General features: G+C 71.0%; 15 protein-coding genes. 8 read left to right on the top strand and 7 right to left on the bottom strand.

What is annotated here, in order from left to right; translation table 11 throughout:
* Positions 1-3: 3 nt before the first annotated feature.
* The 3 genes from ACP56T_RS06255 to ACP56T_RS06245 form a co-directional block, all read right to left on the bottom strand.
* Positions 4-237, bottom strand: coding sequence for a hypothetical protein (locus tag ACP56T_RS06255; protein ID WP_430911266.1), 234 nt, complete (start codon positions 235-237; stop codon positions 4-6).
* A 92-nt stretch (positions 238-329) separates the two neighbouring features.
* Positions 330-1,607, bottom strand: coding sequence for a hybrid sensor histidine kinase/response regulator (locus tag ACP56T_RS06250; protein ID WP_430911477.1), 1,278 nt, complete (start codon positions 1,605-1,607; stop codon positions 330-332).
* A gap of 137 nt (positions 1,608-1,744) precedes the next feature.
* Entirely contained in the window at positions 1,745-2,974 is a 1,230-nt protein-coding gene (locus tag ACP56T_RS06245; RefSeq protein ID WP_430911265.1) for an FIST N-terminal domain-containing protein, read from the bottom strand.
* Positions 2,975-3,216: 242 nt separating this feature from the next.
* Here ACP56T_RS06245 and ACP56T_RS06240 point away from each other — a divergent pair, with 242 nt between their 5' ends.
* From ACP56T_RS06240 to ACP56T_RS06230, 3 genes are all read left to right on the top strand, one after another.
* Complete coding sequence (locus tag ACP56T_RS06240) at positions 3,217-3,894, top strand: response regulator (RefSeq protein ID WP_430911264.1); 678 nt, start codon at positions 3,217-3,219, stop codon at positions 3,892-3,894.
* Between the two features lie 107 nt (positions 3,895-4,001).
* Entirely contained in the window at positions 4,002-4,673 is a 672-nt protein-coding gene (locus tag ACP56T_RS06235; protein ID WP_430911263.1) for a transglutaminase-like cysteine peptidase, read from the top strand.
* A 99-nt stretch (positions 4,674-4,772) separates the two neighbouring features.
* Positions 4,773-5,099, top strand: coding sequence for a hypothetical protein (locus tag ACP56T_RS06230; RefSeq protein WP_430911262.1), 327 nt, complete (start codon positions 4,773-4,775; stop codon positions 5,097-5,099).
* 19 nt (positions 5,100-5,118) lie between these two features.
* Here ACP56T_RS06230 and ACP56T_RS06225 read toward each other — a convergent pair whose 3' ends face one another.
* The 4 genes from ACP56T_RS06225 to ACP56T_RS06210 form a co-directional block, all read right to left on the bottom strand.
* Positions 5,119-5,625, bottom strand: coding sequence for a Ros/MucR family transcriptional regulator (locus ACP56T_RS06225; RefSeq protein WP_430911261.1), 507 nt, complete (start codon positions 5,623-5,625; stop codon positions 5,119-5,121).
* A 213-nt stretch (positions 5,626-5,838) separates the two neighbouring features.
* Positions 5,839-6,996 carry an ABC transporter permease gene (locus ACP56T_RS06220; RefSeq protein ID WP_430911260.1) on the bottom strand — a complete coding sequence of 386 codons (1,158 nt, stop codon included), beginning with the start codon at positions 6,994-6,996 and terminating at the stop codon, positions 5,839-5,841.
* 28 nt (positions 6,997-7,024) lie between these two features.
* Complete coding sequence (locus ACP56T_RS06215; RefSeq protein ID WP_430911476.1) at positions 7,025-7,462, bottom strand: DUF4112 domain-containing protein; 438 nt, start codon at positions 7,460-7,462, stop codon at positions 7,025-7,027.
* A gap of 99 nt (positions 7,463-7,561) precedes the next feature.
* Complete coding sequence (locus ACP56T_RS06210; protein WP_430911259.1) at positions 7,562-8,716, bottom strand: aminotransferase; 1,155 nt, start codon at positions 8,714-8,716, stop codon at positions 7,562-7,564.
* Between the two features lie 425 nt (positions 8,717-9,141).
* Here ACP56T_RS06210 and ACP56T_RS06205 point away from each other — a divergent pair, with 425 nt between their 5' ends.
* The 5 genes from ACP56T_RS06205 (at position 9,142) to ACP56T_RS06185 (ending at position 19,061) form a co-directional block, all read left to right on the top strand.
* Positions 9,142-9,330, top strand: coding sequence for a hypothetical protein (locus ACP56T_RS06205; protein WP_430911258.1), 189 nt, complete (start codon positions 9,142-9,144; stop codon positions 9,328-9,330).
* A 204-nt stretch (positions 9,331-9,534) separates the two neighbouring features.
* Positions 9,535-10,860 (top strand): MdtA/MuxA family multidrug efflux RND transporter periplasmic adaptor subunit, encoded by a 1,326-nt coding sequence (locus ACP56T_RS06200; protein ID WP_430911257.1) that lies wholly within the window; start codon positions 9,535-9,537, stop codon positions 10,858-10,860.
* Between the two features lie 250 nt (positions 10,861-11,110).
* A complete protein-coding gene (locus ACP56T_RS06195) occupies positions 11,111-14,233 on the top strand; it encodes an MdtB/MuxB family multidrug efflux RND transporter permease subunit (RefSeq protein WP_430911256.1) in 3,123 nt (1,040 codons plus the stop codon).
* Positions 14,230-17,562 carry an efflux RND transporter permease subunit gene (locus ACP56T_RS06190; RefSeq protein ID WP_430911255.1) on the top strand — a complete coding sequence of 1,111 codons (3,333 nt, stop codon included), beginning with the start codon at positions 14,230-14,232 and terminating at the stop codon, positions 17,560-17,562. Before ACP56T_RS06195 ends, ACP56T_RS06190 begins: the two co-directional genes overlap by 4 nt.
* On the top strand, positions 17,559-19,061 hold the full coding sequence (locus tag ACP56T_RS06185; protein ID WP_430911254.1) for an efflux transporter outer membrane subunit: 1,503 nt from the start codon (positions 17,559-17,561) through the stop codon (positions 19,059-19,061). The genes ACP56T_RS06190 and ACP56T_RS06185 overlap by 4 nt, the downstream gene beginning before the upstream one ends.
* Positions 19,062-19,075: the final 14 nt, after the last annotated feature.

Below are 19,075 nucleotides of genomic sequence, written 5' to 3'. Positions count from 1 at the left end.
CGCTCAGATCGCGATGCCGGCGGCGCCGAGCAGGGCGCGCCGCTCGGCGGTGTCGGCGCGGTGGCCGTGGACGAGCTCGGCCAGGCGGCGCGCCTCGTCCTCGTCGCCCTCGAGGCGCGCCTGGTCCGCACCTTCGGACAGGACGGCGAGGAACGATTCCTCCAGGGCGAGGCTCAGCACGACGCGGTCGTGCAGCCGCCGGAAGAACGCGTTGTCAGGCGTTCGGAAGACGGGCATGGCCGCGCGTCGGCTGGTGGGCTTCACTGTATGGCTTCATACGCGGGAACGGACCCCGTTTCCGGCCTTCCGTCAAGCGGGAGGCTCGCGGATCAGGCCAGCATGTAGGTCAGGAGCGAGCGCAGTTGCGCGGGCTTCGTCGGCTTGTGGACGAGCTCAGCCCCGATCTCTGCGGTGCGCATCTCGATCTCGGGCGAATGGTCGGCGGTGGTCACGATCACCGGCAGGGGCGCCGGCGAGATGCTGCGCAGGTAGTCGGCCACGTCGAGGCCGCAGGCGCCGTCGTCGAGATGATAGTCGAGGATGAGGAGATCGGGCGCCGTCGCCCCCGCGCTCATGGCCGCCGCGACGCCGGCGAGGTCGCGGTAGACGCTCACCTGCGCGTCCCAGTTCTGGAGCAGGCGCGTCAGGGCGTCGGCGGTGGAAGGGTCGTTCTCCACCACGAGGATGCGCGCCCCCGTCAGCCGCGTCAGCGGCGCGAGGCGCGGCGGCTCCCGGTCCGGGAGCGGCGGGGCCGCCTGCGGAAGGCGCAGCGAGACCCGCGTTCCATGCTCCGGCCGCGAGGTCAGGGCGAGGGGATGGTCGAGGGCCTGGGCCATGCGCCGCACGATGGACAGGCCGAGGCCGAGCCCCGGCGCGCCGTCGTCGCGATGGCCCGATCCGGTGCGCGAGCCGCGATAGAACTCCTCGAACACGAGGTCGCGCTCGGCCTCCGCGATACCGGCGCCCGAATCGACCACGTCGATCCGGATCCCCCCCTCCCGCCGCCGCGCGGCCACCAGCACGCCCCCCGAATCGGTGTAGCGGATGGCGTTGGCGACGAGGTTCTGGAGGATGCGCTGGAGCAGGACCGGATCGCTCTCCGCGTGGAGGTCTGGGCAGCGGATGGCGAGCCGCAGCCCCTTGCGCTCGGCGAGCGGCTGGAAGCTCGCGGCCAACGCGGCGAACAGGTCGCGCAGGCCGATTCCCTTCATCGCCGGCCGCACCACCCCCGCATCGAGCTTGGAGATGTCGAGCAGGGTCTTGATGAGATCCTCGATGGTCTGGAGCCCGCGCTCCACCTGCCCCGCGATGGCGAAGGCTTCCGGTCCGAGCGGCAGGTCGACCATCGCCGAGAGGGAGAGCCGGGCGGCGTTGAGGGGCTGGAGCAGGTCGTGGCTCGCGGCGGCGAGGAAGCGGGTCTTGGAGCGGTTGGCGGTCTCCGCCTCCTCCTTGGCGGCGACCAGCGCCTCGTTGGAGCGCTCGAGCCGGTGCATCAGGCCGGTGAGCTCCTCCGTCCGGGCGCGCACCCGCCCTTCCAGCATGATCGCCGTCTGGAACAGCGAATAGGCGCTGCCCTGCTGGTCCATGCTGCGCTCGACATGGGCCATGAGGGCGCCGTTGATGCGCTCGAGCTTCTCGATGCGCCGCAGCAGGCTCGCCTCCCGCGCCTCGGCGCCGGTCGCCTCGCGGGCGAGGAGGATGGCGGGATCCGCCGCGCCGGTCTCCATCGTGGCGCTCCGCCCACTCACCCGGCGCCCGTCCGCTCGACGGCCGGCGCGCCGACGGTGGCCTTGTCGATGGCCGTCTTGCCGATGGCGATGCCCGTGAAGGTCTGGTTCAGGTGCATCGAGCGGTACTGCTCGCCATAGGTCTCGAAGCCGACGACGTTGTAGCGCCGGTAGAGGTCGGCGATGCCCTGGCGGGCCTGCCGGCTCTGCGCGTCGAGGCGCCGCAGCACGCATTCGAAGCCGATGACGAGATCGACCCCGCCGAGCGCCGTGTCGAGCCGGTTGAGCTCGGCGCGGGTGGCCGCGACGATGTCGCAGGGCTGCGCCAGGGTCAGCACCACCCCCTCGCCGATGGCGCAGAAGAAGCTTAAGCTACCGTCCGCGTTCATGCGCCGGATCGAGCGGCAGAAATACTCGCCGCCGACCTTCACCGCGAGCGGATAGGCCGCGAAGCTCATGGGCGAGAGCCGCTCGGGATCGAGTCCCACGGCCATGGCGTATTCGCGCGCCGCCGGCTCGGCGTTGAGCTCGTGGACGGTGCGCCGCTCGTCGTCCGAGGCGGTGACGACGAACTTCGTGCTCGTGGGCTCGAAATTGTCGCTCTTGAAGATCTGGGTGGGGTAGTCGCTCTCGACGATGAGCAGCGCCGCCGCCTTGCGGTGGATGCGCCCGGCATGCAGCACCACCGTCTCGCGGAAGGTGAGGTCGTCCCCCGACGAACCGCCGACGAGGGGGATGCCGTCGAGCGCCCAGGCGATGGCCGAGACCACCGTCTCCTCGGCGTTGGCGAGCCCGTCGATCAGCGAGATGGCGAAGCGGCCGCCGGGCTCGCGCGCGCGGCCGGTCTCCTCCAGGGTCCGCCGCAGGGCCCGCACGGCGGTGGCCGTGCGCTCGACGTCGAGATGGTCGATGGCGTCGAGGACCGTCGAGACGATGCGGAAGCCGCGCTCCGGGAAGGCGATCACCACGAGCCCCCGGTCGAGGCCGCCGGCGGGGGAGATTCCGCCCGACATCGTGCAGCCCGAGACGCTGGCGCCGGGAAACCCCTCGCCGAGAGCCGCGTTCAGAACGTCGACGTCGTAGTCCGGCGAGAAGAAGGCCACCAGATGCGCGATCCGGCTCTCGCCGGCGGAATCGCCGCCGATGCCCGCGACGATGTCGGACACGGCGGCGCGCGCCTCGGCGGCGTCCGTCCAGCCCGTTCGAATGCCGCACAGGTGCCTGCGCACCCGCGTGCCCTGTTCCACGCGTCGCTCCCGACCGGCCCGGCGGGCTTCATGCCCGTCTCTCCATGGCCGGGGCTAAGTATGTCGCCCGATCAGATCGGGCGCAACGGGCAGCGCTGCGTAACCTCGAGGGGCCGGTGCCCTGTCCGGTCCGGGGGAATGGCGCGAGGCGACGGATACGGCCGCCCGGAGCGGCGGGTTGCTTTTTTCGCGTCCGGTGTGAGCATGGCGGCCGGGCCGTCCGGGGGGAGGGGCGGCGGGCCATGCGTCTACTGATCGTCGACGATCATCCGTTGTTCCGCGAGGCGCTGGGGAGCGCGCTGCGCCTGGCCTACCCGGAGGCGTCGCTGCACGAGGCGGGGGGGCTGGAGGCGGCCTGTGCGCTTTTGGCCGCCGAGCGGGGCTTCGACCTCGTGCTGCTCGACCTCGCCCTCCAGGGCGTCTCGGGATTCGAGGGCCTGCTGACGCTCCGCGCCCGCTTCCCCCGCCTGCCAGTGCTGGTGGTCTCCGGCCACGAGGACCCGCGCGTCATGCGCGAGGCGCTCCATCACGGGGCCGCCGGCTTCGTGCCCAAGGCCGTCGACAAGGCGACGCTCACCACCGCCATCGCCACCGTGCTCGGGGGCGCCCTCTACCTGCCGCCGGGCGTCGACGGAGCCGCAGGCGCGGAAGCCCCCGGCCGCTCCCCCGACCCCGCCGCGCGCGGCACGCCGGGACGCCGGGCGCCGCTCGCCGAGCGCGTCGCCCGCCTCACGCCCCAGCAGGTGCGCGTGCTGATGATGATCCGCCAGGGCAAGCTCAACAAGCAGATCGCCCACGAGCTCCAGGTCGGCGATTCCACCGTCAAGGCCCATGTCTCCGAAATCCTCCGAAAGCTCGAGGTCATCTCAAGGACGCAGATCGTCATCGAGACCGCGCCGCTGGATTTCGAGAGGGCCTGAGCCCTGGGCGGTGCACGCCGTTAACCGAACATGAACGACCCCGTTGCGGACGGGGCCCGGCCGTGAGAGCTTCGTTAACGAAAGCTTAACGGATCAGGCCAGAAGCGATGCGGTGCGCGGTTGCGATGCGGCGGAAGGCCGGCCGGGGACTGAGGACCGCCGCGCTCGCAACGGTGGCGGGGGCCGTCCTCGCCTCCCCGCTGTCGATGCCCGCCCAGGCCCTCGGGCAGACCTATGCGGCGCTTCCCCCCGTCACCGGCGCGGCCGAGATCGGCGGTCCGGCCAAGCCGATCATCGCCTGGGTGTCGTTCTGCCGGTCCTACGCGGAGGAATGCGCGGTGGACACGTCCGAGCCGGCGCGGATCGCGCTGACGCCGGCGGTGTGGTCGAGCATCGTGGCGGTCAACCGCAAGGTGAACCGCTCGGTCGAGGCGATGACCGACATGGACCACCTGCATGTCCCCGACCGCTGGGACCTCGCCGAGGACGGCATCGGCGACTGCGAGGACTTCCAGCTCCTCAAGCGCCACTTGCTGGCGAGGGCCGGGCTGCCGCGCCGGGCCATGCGGATGACCGTGGTCATCGACGAGAAGGGCGAGGGCCACGCGGTGCTGACGCTCCTCACCGACCGGGGCGACCTGATCCTCGACAACAAGACCAGCGCCGTGCTGCCCTGGCACCAGACCGGCTACACCTTCATCAAGCGCGAGAGCCAGGACGCCGTCGCCTGGGTCTCCCTCGGCGGCCTCACCTCCCCCGCGACAACCGCAAACCGGTGACACGGCGGCGCTTGTCCCGATCCGGGACGGGGCCGGGCGGGTCCGTTAACCGCCCGTCAAGCGCGCGGGGCGAAGGCTCCGGCGGTCCCGGAGGCCGCCATGCCGTCACGCCGTTTCACGATCGGGCTGTCCGCGTCTCTGCTGGCGCTGTCGTCCCTGCCGGCGCTCGCCGGGGAAGCGGCCGAGCGCCATGCCGCCTGGCAGGGATGCCTGTCGCGCAGCTTCGCGCTGCAATCGGCGATGACAGGGCGCCGTCTCGCGGCCGACGCCGCCCTCCGGCAGTGCCGGCAGGCGGAAACCGCCTATCTCGACGCGCTCGCCGCCTCGCCGCTTCTCGATCCCGAGGATGTCGCCCGCGCGCGGCCGATGCTTCTGGTCCGAGCCCGCGAGGGGCTTGTCGCCCGCGCCGCGAACCCGGACCTGTAGGCCCCTCCCTCCGTCCCGCTCAGGCGGCCTCGGCCGTCTTCGCCTCGCCGGCCGCGCCCTTGCGCCGGGGAGCGCGCTTGGCCGTCTCCGCCGTGTCGTCGGCGTCGGAGGCGCGAGCCGGCTGGCCGAGACCGAGCTCCTTGGCGAGCGCCGAGCGCTGGGCCGAGTAGTTCGCCGCGGTGGTCGGATAGTCGGCGGGCAGGCCGTAGCGCTCGCGGTAGCTGTGGGGATCGAGCCCGTGCTTGGTCAGATGGCGCTTAAGGGTCTTGTAGGACTTGCCGTCGATGAAGCTGATCAGCCCGTCGGGGCGGATCGACTTGCGGATCTGCGCCGGGGTCGGCTTCTCGACGGTCTCGACCTCCTGGACCACCGGCGCGCCGCCGAGGCTTCCGAGCGTCTGGTAGATGCTCGCGATCAGGGCCGGGAGTTCGCCGATCGGCAGCGAGTTGTTCGCGACATAGGCGGAGACGACGTCCACCGTCTGCTCGACTTGACGCTGCGAAGGGCTTCGTTCGGTGTCGGTCATCATATCGTCCTGGTCTGCGCCGTCCCTCATCCGGCAACATACGGCCAGAAAAGCGCGGAACAAGGACTATGGGATAAATATTCCGTGTGCCGCCCGAAAATGAATGCTGAGACTCCGAGAGCGTCGAACGGACAACTTCTGGTTTTTTCTCCGATTGTTTCCGGCGCTTTCGAGATGCTTCGCGCGAATGCTGGACGGCCGCTCGCGCAGCGTTCAGCGGAAGGTCTTGCGCGGGTCGAAGGCGTCGCGCACGGCCTCCCCCGCGAAGATCAGCAGGCTCAGCATGCTCGCGACCACGAGGAAGCCGGTGAGCCCGAGCCAGGGGGCCTGGATGTTGTCCTTGCCCTGCGCCAGCAGCTCGCCCAGCGAGGGAGAGCCCGGCGGCAGGCCGAAGCCGAGGAAGTCGAGCGAGGTCAGCGTCGTGATCGAGCCGTTCAGGATGAAGGGCAGGAAGGTCAGCGTCGCCACCATGGCGTTGGGCAGGAGATGCACGCTCATGATGCGCAGGTTCGAGAGCCCGAGCGCGCGGGCCGCGCGCACGTATTCGAAGTTGCGCGCCCTCAGGAACTCGGCCCGCACCACGCCGACGAGCGCCACCCAGGAGAACAGCAGCATGATCCCGAGCAGCACGAAGAAGCCCGGCGCGATGAAGGCCGAGATGATGATGATGAGATAGAGCGTCGGGATGCCGCCCCAGACTTCGATGAAGCGCTGGAAGGCGAGATCGACCCAGCCGCCGAAATAGCCCTGCACCGCGCCCGCCACCACGCCGATGGCGGACGAGATCACCGCCAGCACCAGCCCGAACAGCACCGAGATGCGGAAGCCGTAGATGATCCGCGCCAGCACGTCGCGGGTGGTGTTGTCGGTGCCGAGCCAGTGCCACTCGATGTCGCGGCAGGTGCTGCCGCCGGTCTTCTCCGCGACGGGGCGGCACTGCGCATCGCTCAGCATCCAGGTCGGCGGCGAGGGGGAGGGGGTCGGCAGGTCGGTGAGGATGGTGTCGTAGGAATAGGGGATCGGCGGCCAGACCGCCCAGCCGTGCTCTGCGATCTCCCTGCGGGTCTCCGGGCTGCGGTAGTCCGTGCGGGCGAGGAAGCCGCCGAACTTCTCCTCCGGGTAGTCCACCAGCACCGGAAACAGGATCTCGCCCTTGTAGGAGACGACGATCGGCTTGTCGTTGGCGATCACCTCGGCGAACAGGCTCACCCCGAACAGCGCGGCGAAGATCAGGAAGGACCAGCAGCCGAGCCGGTTGCGGCGGAAATTCGCGAGCCGCCGCCGGTTCAGCGGCGAAAGCCCGCGCCGCGTCGGCGGTGACAGGACGGGCGCACGGGCGCCGGGCATGAGCGAGGCCGCCGCTTCGTTCATCGGACGGCCGCCTTCGGGCGGGGGACGCTCAGTCGAGCCGCACCGCCGTGCCGTCGATCTCGCCGGGGCGCAGCGTGCCGGTGCGCTCCAGATGGCGGCGCAGCAGCCGGACGTTGCGGATATTGGCCTTGAAGGCTGCGTCGAACAGGTCGCCCGCCAGGGGCACCACCCCGACCAGCCCGTCGAAGGCGACGTTCATCGCCATCCGCCCGAGGACGTGGCGCGGCACCCCGAGCCGGCGCGCCTCGAACAGGATGTAGGAGGAGAGCGCCACCCCCGCGACATCGCCGATCACCGGGACGAGGCCGAGCACCGCGTCGACCCCCACCCGGCGGTTGGTCCCCGGCAGCACGAAGGCGGCATCGAGCAGGAAGGCGAGCTGCTCCAGCCGCCGCAGCGTCGTCTCGCGGCTTTGGTCGGCGTAGCGGTGCGGCGGGTTCATGCCGGCGGTCGTCGAGAAGGCCATCGCGGGATCCCCGAAATCGGTCGCGCTCATGCGGCATCATGTGGCCCCCGGCTTCTGAGCCGGCAAGACCGTGCCGAACGACGATCGAGCGGGCGGCGCTCACGCGGCCTTCCGGGCGAGCGGGGCCAGGCGCGAGAGCGCCTCGTCGAGGGTGGCGTCGGCCTTGGCGAAACACAGGCGCACGAGGGTGTCGACCGCCGCCTCCGGATAGAAGGCGCTGACGGGGATCGCGGCGACGCCGCGCTCGCGCACCAGCGCCTCGCAGAAGGCGAGGTCGTTCCCGCATCCGAGCCCGGAGACGTCGATGGAGAGGAACCACGTCGCCTGCGCCGGCAGCACCGTGAAGCCGAGATCGGCGAGCCCCCGCGCCAGCCGGTCGCGCGAGCGGGCGTAGCCGGCGCGCATCGCGGTGAAGTAGCCGTCCTCCTTGGTCAGCCCGTAGGCGACGGCCGCCTGGAGGTTCGGCGGCGTGGTGAAGGTGATGAACTGATGCGCCCGCGCCAGCACCCGCATGAGCGCGGCGTCGGCCATGACGAAGCCGACCTTCCAGCCGGTGAGCGAGAAGATCTTGCCCGCCGAACCGATCTTCACGGTGCGCTCGCGCATGCCGGGCAGGCTCATCAGCGGGACATGGCGGGCGCCGTCGAAGACGACATGCTCCCAGACCTCGTCGCAGACCGCCACCACGTCGTGGCGCCGGCAGAAGCCCGCCAGCAAGGCGAGTTCGTCCCGGCCGAAGACCGTGCCGCTGGGGTTGAGCGGGTTGTTCAGGAGGACGAGCCGGGTGCGGTCGGAGAACGCCTCGGCGAGCGCCGCCTCGTCGAGGCGGAAGGCGGGCGGCGTCAGGCGCACCACGCGCGGCACGCCGCCGGCGCGGCGCACCAGCGGCAGGTAGGCGTCGTAGAGGGGGGCGAACAGCACCACCTCGTCGCCGGGCTCGATCAGGGCGAGCAGGGCGCCGGCCAGCGCCTCGGTGGCGCCGGAGGTGATCATCACCTCGCTCTCGGCGTCGAGGGCGAGATCCTGGTGCCGGCGGTAATGGGCGGCCACGGCCGCGCGCAGGACCGGAAGCCCCATCATCGGCGGGTACTGGTTGTCGCCCTCGATGAGCGCCCGCGCGGCCTGCGCGCGGATGTCGGCGGGGCCGGCATCGTCGGGGAAGCCCTGGCCGAGATTGATCGCGCCGTGCTCGTGCGCCAGCCGCGACATCGTCTCGAACACGGAGGTGCCGAGGGAGGCGAAGACCCGGTTCATCGGGCGCGCCCGCGCCGCGCGGCGGGCGGGGCGGCCCGGCGGAGGCATGGCGGGTCGAGAGGCGGGAGTGTTGTCGGGCGCGGCACGGCTCCGCGTGTAGCATGAGCGCGAGACACCCGAAAACGTGCGAAAACGCACGCGGCCGCGTCCCCCCTGACGGCTGGAGACTGACGAATGTTGACATTCATCAGTCGTGATTTATCTCTCGGTTCACGGCCGGAGCGGTCATCGCTCCAACCCGGAACTCCGCCCCCTCGTTTCGGGCGCGGTGCTCCGCTCCGGTCGTGGCTAGGGCTGCTCTCGCCGAGCGGCCCTTTTTCTTGCGCGCTCCCCGTGTTTTGCGCGTGCCGCGATGCCGCCGACCGGCTATGTCCGGCCTCGACCGGGCCCTCCGAAGGCCCACCGAGGCCTTTGGGAGGTGTGCCGTGCGGACCTGCCTGATCGCCGCCCTCGCGGCCGGCTTCCTCGGCGCCGGCCTGCGCCTCGCCATGCCGGTCGCGCCCGTGGACGACTCCTTCCGGGAGGTCATCCGGTTCTATCGCGCGATGCCGCTCGGCGGTCCGGGCCGTCCCGAGCGGGGCGGCAGCAACATGGGCGAAACGCGGCTGCCGTAGTGACGGCTCATTGGCAGCGCATCCACGGGCCGCGGGGGCGAGGCGCCGATCCGGGGGGATCCGCGTGGTCCGGTGGGGATGCCGCCCGAAACGACCGAAGCGCGGGCGGCGACCGGCGGCCCCTTCACGGCGTCTTCTGCTATGGAGGGACGTGCGGAGGCGGCCGCCGATCCGCGGCCCGGCGCCGTCGGGCTTGAGGCAGGCATGAACGAGAGCTCACCGATCAGGAGGGAGACGGCCCGCGAGTACCCCGTCGCGCCCGCCGACGCGCCGGTGCGTCCCCGGCGCTCGCGCCTGATCCGTTGGCTGCTCCTCGCCCTCGTGCTCGCGGGGGCGGGCGCCGTCGCGCATCGCTGGTACGAGGCCCGCACGCGGAAGGGCGCCGAGACGCCCGCCGCCACCGGGGGCCGTCACGGCGGCCGCCACGGCGACATGCCGCAGGCGGTGGGCATCGCCGCCGTCGCGGCCGGGGACATGCCCGTGGTGCTCCAGGGGCTCGGCACGGTGACGCCGCTCGCTACCGTCACCGTGAAATCGCAGCTCAGCGGCTACCTGACGCAGATTGGCTTCCGCGAGGGCCAGACCGTGAAGGTGGGCGACTTCCTCGCCCAGATCGACCCGCGCCCCTACGAGGCGCTGCTTGCCCAGTACCAGGGCCAGCTCGCCCGCGATCAGGCGCTGTTGCAGAACTCGAAGCTCGACCTCGCCCGCTTCCAGACCCTGAACCGGCAGGATTCGATCTCGAAGCAGAACGTCGACACCCAGGCCGCCCTGGTGAAGCAGAACGAGGGCACGGTGGCCTCCGATCAGGCCCTCGTCGACCAGCAGAAGCTCAACATCGCCTATGCGAGGATCACCTCGCCGGTGGAGGGCCGGGTCGGCCTGCGCCAGGTCGACCAGGGCAACTACGTCACCGCCGCCTCCACCGCGATCGTGGTGGTGACGCAGCTCCACCCGATCTCGGTGCTGTTCACGCTCCCCGAGGACGACGTGGCCCGCGTGATGAGGCGGCTGCGCGCCGGCGCCAAGCTGACGGTCCGCGCCTACGACCGGGGCGATTCCCACGAGATCGCCGCCGGCTCGCTCGACACGGTGGACAACCAGATCGACGTCACCACCGGCACGGTGAAGCTGCGCGCGCTCTTCCAGAACGACGACGAGACGCTGTTTCCCAACCAGTTCGTGAACGCCAAGCTCACCGTCGACACGGTGACGAACGCGCCCCTGGTGCCCACCGCCGCGATCCTGCGCGGCACGCCCGGCACCTATGTCTATCTCATGGACGGCGACGAGAAGGTCGTGGTCCGTCCGATCGCGGTGGGCGAGAGCGACGGGCCGCGCACGGTGGTCGTCTCCGGCCTCAAGGTCGGCGACCGCGTCGTCACGGACGGAACCGACCGCCTGCGCGACGGCGCCCCCGTGCGCATCACCGGCGGCGGGGATGCGTCGAAGAAGGACGGCGACAAGGCCTCCCCCACGCCGGACGCGGACGGCGCGGCCAAGCACGGCCGCCGGCGGCCGCAACCGTGACACGAAACCGAAACGCCGAGCCTTCCCCCTCTCCCCGTACGCGGGGAGAGGCCCGGCTGCACCCCGTCGTGCGGCCGGGAAGCGAAGGCGAAGCCGGAGCGGCGGTGAGGGGGCGTGAACGAAGGAGCCTCCTTCGGTGCCGCCCCCTCACCCTCGGCTGCCGCCTCGCTGCGACGACGACGAGGCCGTCGCAGCCCTCTCCCCGTGCACGGGGAGAGGGGATGCGCGCATCCGCCCGCGAGGGCCGCCCGTGAATCCATCCCGCCTGTTCATCCTGCGCCCGGTGGCGACGACGCTGCTGATGCTGGCGATCCTGATCGTCGGCGCGGTGTCGTATCTGAACCTGCCGGTCTCGGCGCTGCCCTCCGTCGACTACCCGACGATCCAGGTGCAGACCTTCTATCCCGGCGCCAGCCCCGAGGTGATGACCTCGGCCGTGACCGCGCCGCTGGAGCGCCAGTTCGGCCAGCTCGCCAACCTGAGCCAGATGACCTCGCAGAGCTCCGCCGGGGCCTCCGTCATCACGCTCCAGTTCAGCTTGGATCTTTCCCTCGACATCGCCGAGCAGCAGGTCCAGGCGGCGATCAACGCGGCCGGCAACCTGCTCCCGAGCGACCTGCCGGCGCCGCCGGTCTACGCCAAGGTGAACCCGGCGGACGCTCCGGTCCTCACCCTGGCGCTGACCTCGAAGACCCTGCCGCTGACCCAGGTGCGCGATCTCGCCGAGACGCGGCTCGCCCAGAAGATCTCCCAGGTGGCCGGCGTCGGCCTCGTCAGCGTGGGCGGCGGCCAGCGCCCGGCCGTGCGGGTGCGCTTCAACGCCCGCGCGCTGGCGGCTTACGGGCTCAACATCGACGATCTGCGCACCACCATCACCAACCTCAACGTCAACACGCCGAAGGGCAGCATCGACGGCCCGAAGCAGTCCTACGCCATCAATGCCAACGACCAGATCCGCGACCCCTCGATCTATGCCGATGCGATCATCGCCTACCGCAACGGCGCTCCCGTCAAGCTCTCCGACGTCGCCGACGTGGTCGAGGGGCCGGAGAATACCCGGCTCGGCGCCTGGGCCGACGAGACCCCGGCGGTGATCCTCAACATCCAGCGCCAGCCCGGCGCCAACGTCATCGCCACCGTCGACAAGATCAAGGCGCTGCTGCCCCAGCTCCAGGCGACGCTGCCGGCGGCGGTCTCGGTGGCGCCGCTGACCGACCGCACCGTCACCATCCGCGCCTCCGTGGCGGACGTGCAGTTCGAGCTCGGCCTCGCCATCGCGCTGGTGGTGCTGGTGATCTTCCTGTTCCTGCGCAGCCTGTCGGCGACGCTGATCCCGAGCCTGTCGGTGCCGCTCTCCCTCGTCGGGGCGCTGGCGATCATGGACCTCTACGGCTTCTCCCTCGACAACCTGTCGCTGATGGCGCTCACCATCGCCACGGGCTTCGTGGTGGACGACGCCATCGTCGTCATCGAGAACATCGCCCGCCACGTCGAGGACGGGGATTCGCCGCTGGAAGCCGCGCTGAAGGGCTCGCGCGAGATCGGCTTCACCATCATCTCGCTCACCGTCTCGCTGATCGCGGTGCTGATCCCGCTCCTGTTCATGGGCGACGTGGTCGGCCGCCTGTTCCACGAGTTCGCGATCACGCTGGCCGCCACCATCGTCATCTCGGCGGTGGTCTCGCTGACGCTGGTGCCGATGCTCTGCGCGCGCCTGCTCAAGCACGTCCCCGAGGGCCAGGTCCGGCGCGAGGGGTTCTTCTCCCGGATCGGACGCGGGGCGATCGATCGGACCATCGCCGGTTACGGGCGGGCGTTGCGCGTGGTTCTGGACCACCAGGGCCTGACGCTCGTCGCGACGCTCGCCACCGTGGCGCTGACGGCGTGGCTGTTCGTGGTCGTGCCGAAGGGCTTCTTCCCGGTGCAGGACACCGGCGTGATCCAGGGCATCACCCAGGCCGACCAGACGGTCTCCTACGAGGCCATGGCGGAGCGCCAGCAGCGGCTCGCGCAGGTCGTCCTCAAGGACCCGGACGTGGCGAGCCTGTCCTCGTTCATCGGCGTCGACGGCCAGAACGTGACGCTCAATTCCGGCCGCTTCCTCATCAACCTGAAACCGCGCGACGCGCGCGCGGCGAGCGCCAGCGACATCATCCGGCGCATCACGGCCTCGACGGCGGAGGTCTCCGGCATCCGCCTCTACATGCAGCCGGTGCAGGACCTCACCATCGATACGGCGGTCTCGGCCACGCAGTATCAGGTGATGCTGGAGAGCCCGAACCTCGCCGAGTTCGAGACCTGGGTGCCCCGCTTCGTCGACGCGCTGAGGAAGTCGCCCCTTCTTCAGGACGTGGCGAGCGACCTCCAGGCCAGCGGGTTGGCTGCCTATGTCACCATCGACCGCTCCACCGCCGGCCGCTACGGCATCACGCCCGCGACCGTCGACAACGCGCTCTACGACGCCTTCGGCCAGCGCATCGTCTCCACGATCTTCACCCAGTCGAACCAGTACCGGGTGATCCTGGAGGCCGACCCGGAGCTGCACCGGACGCTGGACAGCCTCAACGCGCTCTACCTGCCCTCGTCCACCGCGACGAACGGGCAGGTGCCGCTCTCGGCCATCGCCCGCGTGGAGGAGCGGCGGGCGCCGCTGCTCATCGGCCATCTCGGGCAGTTCCCGGCCACCACCGTCTCGTTCAACCTCGCGCCGGGCGCGGCGCTCGGCGACGCGGTCGCGGTGATCGACAGGACGGGCCGGGAGATCGGCCTGCCGGCGAGCTTCCGGGTGGTGCCGCAGGGCTCGGTCTTCGCCTTCCAGTCGGCCCTCGGCAACGAGCTCTTTCTCGTGCTCGCGGCCATCGTGACCGTCTATATCGTGCTCGGCGTGCTCTACGAGAGCTTCGTCCACCCGATCACCATCCTCTCGACGCTCCCTTCGGCCGGCATCGGGGCGCTGATCGGGCTGATGATCTTCGGGCTCTCGCTCGACATCATCGCCATCATCGGCATCGTGCTGCTCATCGGCATCGTGAAGAAGAACGCCATCATGATGATCGACTTCGCGCTCCAGGCGGAGCGCGAGGGCGGGATGGCGCCGCGCGAGGCCATTTACGAGGCCTGCCTGCTGCGCTTCCGGCCGATCCTGATGACGACGCTGGCGGCGCTGTTCGCGGCGGTGCCGCTGATCCTCGGCTCCGGCGTCGGCTCGGAGCTGCGCCAGCCCCTGGGCATCGTCATCGCCGGCGGCCTGATCGTCAGCCAGGTGCTGACCCTGTTCACGACCCCCGTGATCTACCTCGCCTTCGACCGCCTGGAGCGCCGCCTCTCGGGCCGCCGCGAGGGTGGGTTGCCGGCGGGCGAGGCGCTGCCGTGAACGTCTCCGCCCCCTTCATCCGGCGGCCCGTCGCGACGACGCTGCTCACCATCGGCGTGCTGCTCGCGGGGCTCTTCGCCTTCACCAGGCTGCCCGTGGCGCCGCTGCCGCAGGTGGATTTTCCGGTCATCCTCGTGCAGGCGCAGATGGCCGGCGCCTCGCCGGAGACCATGGCGACGACGGTCGCCGCGCCGCTCGAGCGACGCCTCGGCATCATCGCCGACGTCAACGAGATGACCTCGACGAGCTCCACCGGCAGCGTGCGCATCGTGCTGCTGTTCGGGCTCAACCGCGACATCGACGGGGCCGCCCGCGATGTCCAGGCCGCCATCAACGCGGCGCGCGCCGACCTTCCGACGGCGCTGCGCCAGAACCCGACCTATCGGAAGTTCAACCCCTCCGACGCGCCGATCCTGATCCTGGGGCTCACCTCGGACACGCTCTCGCCGGGCCAGCTCTACGATTCCGCCGCGACGGTGGTGCAGCAGAAGCTCTCGCAGCTCTCCGGCGTCGGCAATGTCGACATCGGCGGCTCCTCGCTGCCGGCGGTGCGGGTGGAGCTCGATCCCACCGCCCTGTTCCACTACGGCATCGGCCTGGAAGGCATCCGCGCGGCGCTGGCCTCGGCCAACGCGAACTCGCCCAAGGGCGACATCTCGGCGGGCGGGCGCCGCTACCAGCTCTACGCCAACGACCAGGGCCGGCAGGCGGCGGACTACCGCGACATCGTGGTCGCCTACCGCAACGGCGCGGGCGTCAAGCTGACGGATGTCGGCCGGGTGGTCGACGGCGTCGAGGACAAGCGCAACCTCGGGCTCGTCAACGGCAAGCCGGGGGTGATCCTGTTCGTCTACAAGCAGCCCGGCTCGAACGTGGTCGAGACCATCGACGGCCTCAAGGCGGCGCTGCCGCAGGTGAAGGCGGCGCTGCCGGGCGACATCGACCTCACCGTCACCGGAGACCGCGCCGCCACCATCCGCGCCTCCCTGGCCGAGACCGAAGACACGCTGGTCATCGCCGTCGGGCTGGTGGTGCTGGTGGTGTTCGTGTTCCTGCGCTCCCTGCGCGCCACGCTGATTCCGGCCATCGCGGTGCCGATCTCGATCATCGGCACCTTCTCGGCCATGTACCTGCTCGGCTACTCCCTCGACATCCTGTCGCTGATGGCGCTCATCATCGCCACGGGCTTCGTGGTGGACGACGCCATCGTCGTCCTCGAGAACGCCCAGCGCCATATCGAGCTGGGGCGCCCACGCATCGAGGCGGCGCTGCTCGGGGCGCAGGAGGTGGGCTTCACCGTCATCTCCATGAGCCTGTCGCTGATCGCGGTGTTCATGCCGATCCTGCTGATGGGCGGCATCGTCGGGCGGCTCTTCCAGGAATTCGCGGTGACGCTGTCGCTGGCGATCCTGATCTCGCTGGTGCTGTCGCTCACCACCACGCCGATGATGTGCGCCCGCCTCCTCAAGCCGCATGGGCACGGCACGAGACCGGCCAAGCGACCCAACATCCTGGTCCGCGCGCTGGAGGGCGCCTTCGACGCCACGCTGGCCGCCTACGAGCGTACGCTGCGGGTGGCGTTGCGCCACCGCCGGCTGGTGCTGGCGACGTTCTTCGCCACTATCGGGCTCAACGTCTATCTCTACGTCATCGTGCCGAAGGGCTTCTTTCCCGATCAGGACACCGGGCAGATGATGGGTGGCATCCAGGCCGACCAGCGCATCTCCTTCCAGTCCATGGAGCAGAAGCTGCGGCAGGCCTGCGCCATCGTTCAGGCGGACCCGGCGGTGGACAGCGTCGTCGGCTTCACGGGCGGGCGCGGCACCAACTCGGCCAACGTCTTCGTCGGCCTCAAGCCCAGGGGCGAGCGCGACGGCATCGAGGCCGTGATGACCCGGCTGCGCCCGAAACTCTCGCGGGTGGCCGGCGCGCGCCTGTTCCTGTTCCCGCGCCAGGACCTGAAGATCGGCGGCCGCCAGAGCTTCGCCGCCTACCAGTACACGCTCCAGGGGGACACGGCGGAGGAACTCTACGCCGCCGCGCCGAAGCTGCTCGCGGAGCTCCAGAAGAACCCGATCTTCGCCGACGTCACCTCCGATCAGCAGGAAGGCGGGCTGGAGAGCCGGCTGGTGATCGACCGGGCGACGGCCGCGCGCTTCAACATCACCCCCAACAAGATCGACAACACCCTCTACGACGCCTTCGGCCAGCGCCAGGTCTCGACCATCTACAACCCGCTGAACCAGTACCACGTCGTCATGGAGATCGCGCCGCGCTACCTCCAGTCCCCCGAGACGCTGAAGATGATCTACGTCTCGACCTCGGGCGGCAACGCGCGCGGCTCGGCCGTCACCAACGCGGTGGCCGGCACCGTCGCGGCCAACGGCGCCACCAACACCAACGGGTCCGGCACGGCGGGCGCGGCGACCGCCGCGACGACGGACCCGAGCGCCACGGCCGCCGCGGTGGCCGGGGATTCCGCCCGCAACGCCGCCGCCAACGCCATCGCCGCCACGAAGGGGGGCGCCTCGGCCTCCGCGCCGGTGTCGAGCGCGGTGGAGACCATGGTGCCGCTCTCGGCCTTCGCGCGGATCGAGACCGGCAGCACCCCGGTGCAGGTGAGCCACCAGGGCCTGTTCGTGGCCACCACGATCTCGTTCAACCTGGCGCCCGGCAAGAGCCTCAGCGACGCCACCGCCGCCATCGAGGACGCGATGGCGTCCCTGCGCCTGCCCGCCAGCATCCACGGCGAGTTCGCGGGCGTCGCCAAGAACTACCAGGATTCCGCCTCGCGCCAGCCGCTGCTGATTCTCGCCGCGATCCTCACGGTCTACGCGGTGCTCGGCATCCTCTACGAGAGCTTCGTGCACCCGCTCACGATCCTCTCGACGCTGCCCTCGGCCGGCATCGGGGCGGTGCTGGCGCTCCTCGTCACCGGCACCGAGTTCACCATCATCGCGCTGATCGCGGTGTTCCTGCTCATCGGCATCGTCAAGAAGAACGCGATCATGATGATCGACTTCGCCCTCGACGCCGAGCGGACGCGCGGTGCCGCCCCGCGCGACGCGATCTTCGAGGCCTGCCTCTTGCGCTTCCGGCCGATCATGATGACAACGCTCGCCGCGCTGCTCGGCGCGGCTCCCCTCGTGCTCGCCGGCGGCGAGGGCTCGGAACTGCGCCGGCCGCTGGGCATCGCCATCATCGGCGGCCTCATCGTGAGCCAGATCCTGACCCTGTACACGACGCCCGTGGTCTACCTCTATCTCGACCGGCTGCGGCGCCGCGCGCCCCGGCCCGGCGAGGCGACGGCGATCCAGGCCGCCGAATGACCCTGCTCAGGCTCGCTCGCGCCGCCGCCGCCCTGGCGCCCGCGCTCATCACGGCCGGCTGCATGGTCGGGCCGGACTATGCGCGCCCCTCCGTCGAGACGCCGCTCGCCTTCAAGGAAGGGGGCATGCGCGAGGACAGCGTGGCCCATGTCGTGGCCAAGAAGGGCTGGCGCGCGGTGGCGCCCAACGACGGGGCCGAGCGCGGCGACTGGTGGCGCGTCTTCCGCGATCCCGGTCTCGACCGGCTGATCCGCCTCGTCGACGTCGACAACCAGACCCTGCGCCAGTCCGTGGCCTCCTACCGGCAGGCCCGCGCCCTGGTGGAGCAGGCCCGCGCCGCGCTCTATCCGACCGTGATCGGCGCGCCAAGCATCACCCGCTCGCGCTCCCTCGGCTCGGAAAAGACCACGGTGTCTCTCCAGGGGCAGGCGAGCTGGGAGCTCGACCTGTTCGGCGGCATCCGGCGCGGTATCGAGAGCGAGACGGCGGCGGGGCAGGCGAGCGCGGCCTCCCTTGCCGCCACCCGCCTCGCGATCCAGGCGGAGCTCGCCGCCGACTATATCGAGCTGCGCTACTACGATTCGCTCCAGCGGCTCCTCAACGACACGGTGGCCGCCTACAAGCGCACGCTGGCCATCGCCGAGAACCAGTATGCGGCCGGCGTCGCGGCGCGCTCCGACGTCATCACCGCGCAGACCCAGGTGCAGACGGCCCAGGCCCAGGCTATCGCGGTCGGGCTCCAGCGCGCCACCTACGAGCACGCCATCGCCACCCTCGTCGGCCGGCCGCCCTCGGAGGTGACGATCCCCGTGGGCACGCTCGCGTCGCGCCCCCCCGCCGTGCCGGTGGGCATCCCCTCCGACCTGCTGGAGCGCCGGCCCGACGTCGCCCAGGCCGAGCGGCAGGTGCAGGCGCAGAGCGAGCAGATCGGCGTCGCGGTGGCCGCCTTCTTCCCGACGGTGACGCTCTCGGCCTCCGGCGGAATCTCGGGGGCGACCAGCAACGGCGTCTTCTCCGCCGCCAATCAGGTCTGGTCGGTGGGGGCCGCCGCCAGCGAGGTGCTGTTCGACGGGGGCGCCCGCTCCGCCGCCCTCCAGAGCGCGCGGGCCGGCTACGATTCCAGCGTCGCCGCCTACCGGCAGACGGTGCTCACCGCCTTCGGCGAGGTCGAGAACGGGCTCGCTGGCGTGCGCATCCTCGCCCGCCAGCAGGTCGCGCAGGACGAGGCCGTCGCCTCGGCCCGCCGCGCCGTGGAGATCGCGCTCAACGAGTACCGGGCCGGCACCCAGAACTTCACCACCGTGGTCACGGCGCAGACCCTCGCCTTCAACAACGAGGTGACGGCGCTCGGCGTGCGCCTCAACCGCTTCACCACGGCGGTCTCGCTGATCCGGGCGCTCGGCGGCGGCTGGGACGCCCGCAGCCTGCCCACCGGCGCCGAGCTGAAAGGGCCTCGCCTGCCGATCGATTCGGGGCAGGCCCTGCGGACCGACGAGTAAGGCCCGCGACCGCC

Source organism: Methylobacterium endophyticum (assembly GCF_050591105.1).
GTDB lineage: Bacteria > Pseudomonadota > Alphaproteobacteria > Rhizobiales > Beijerinckiaceae > Methylobacterium.
Note: the sequence above shows the minus strand (reverse complement) of the source record. Positions and strands in the feature narration are given on the sequence as shown.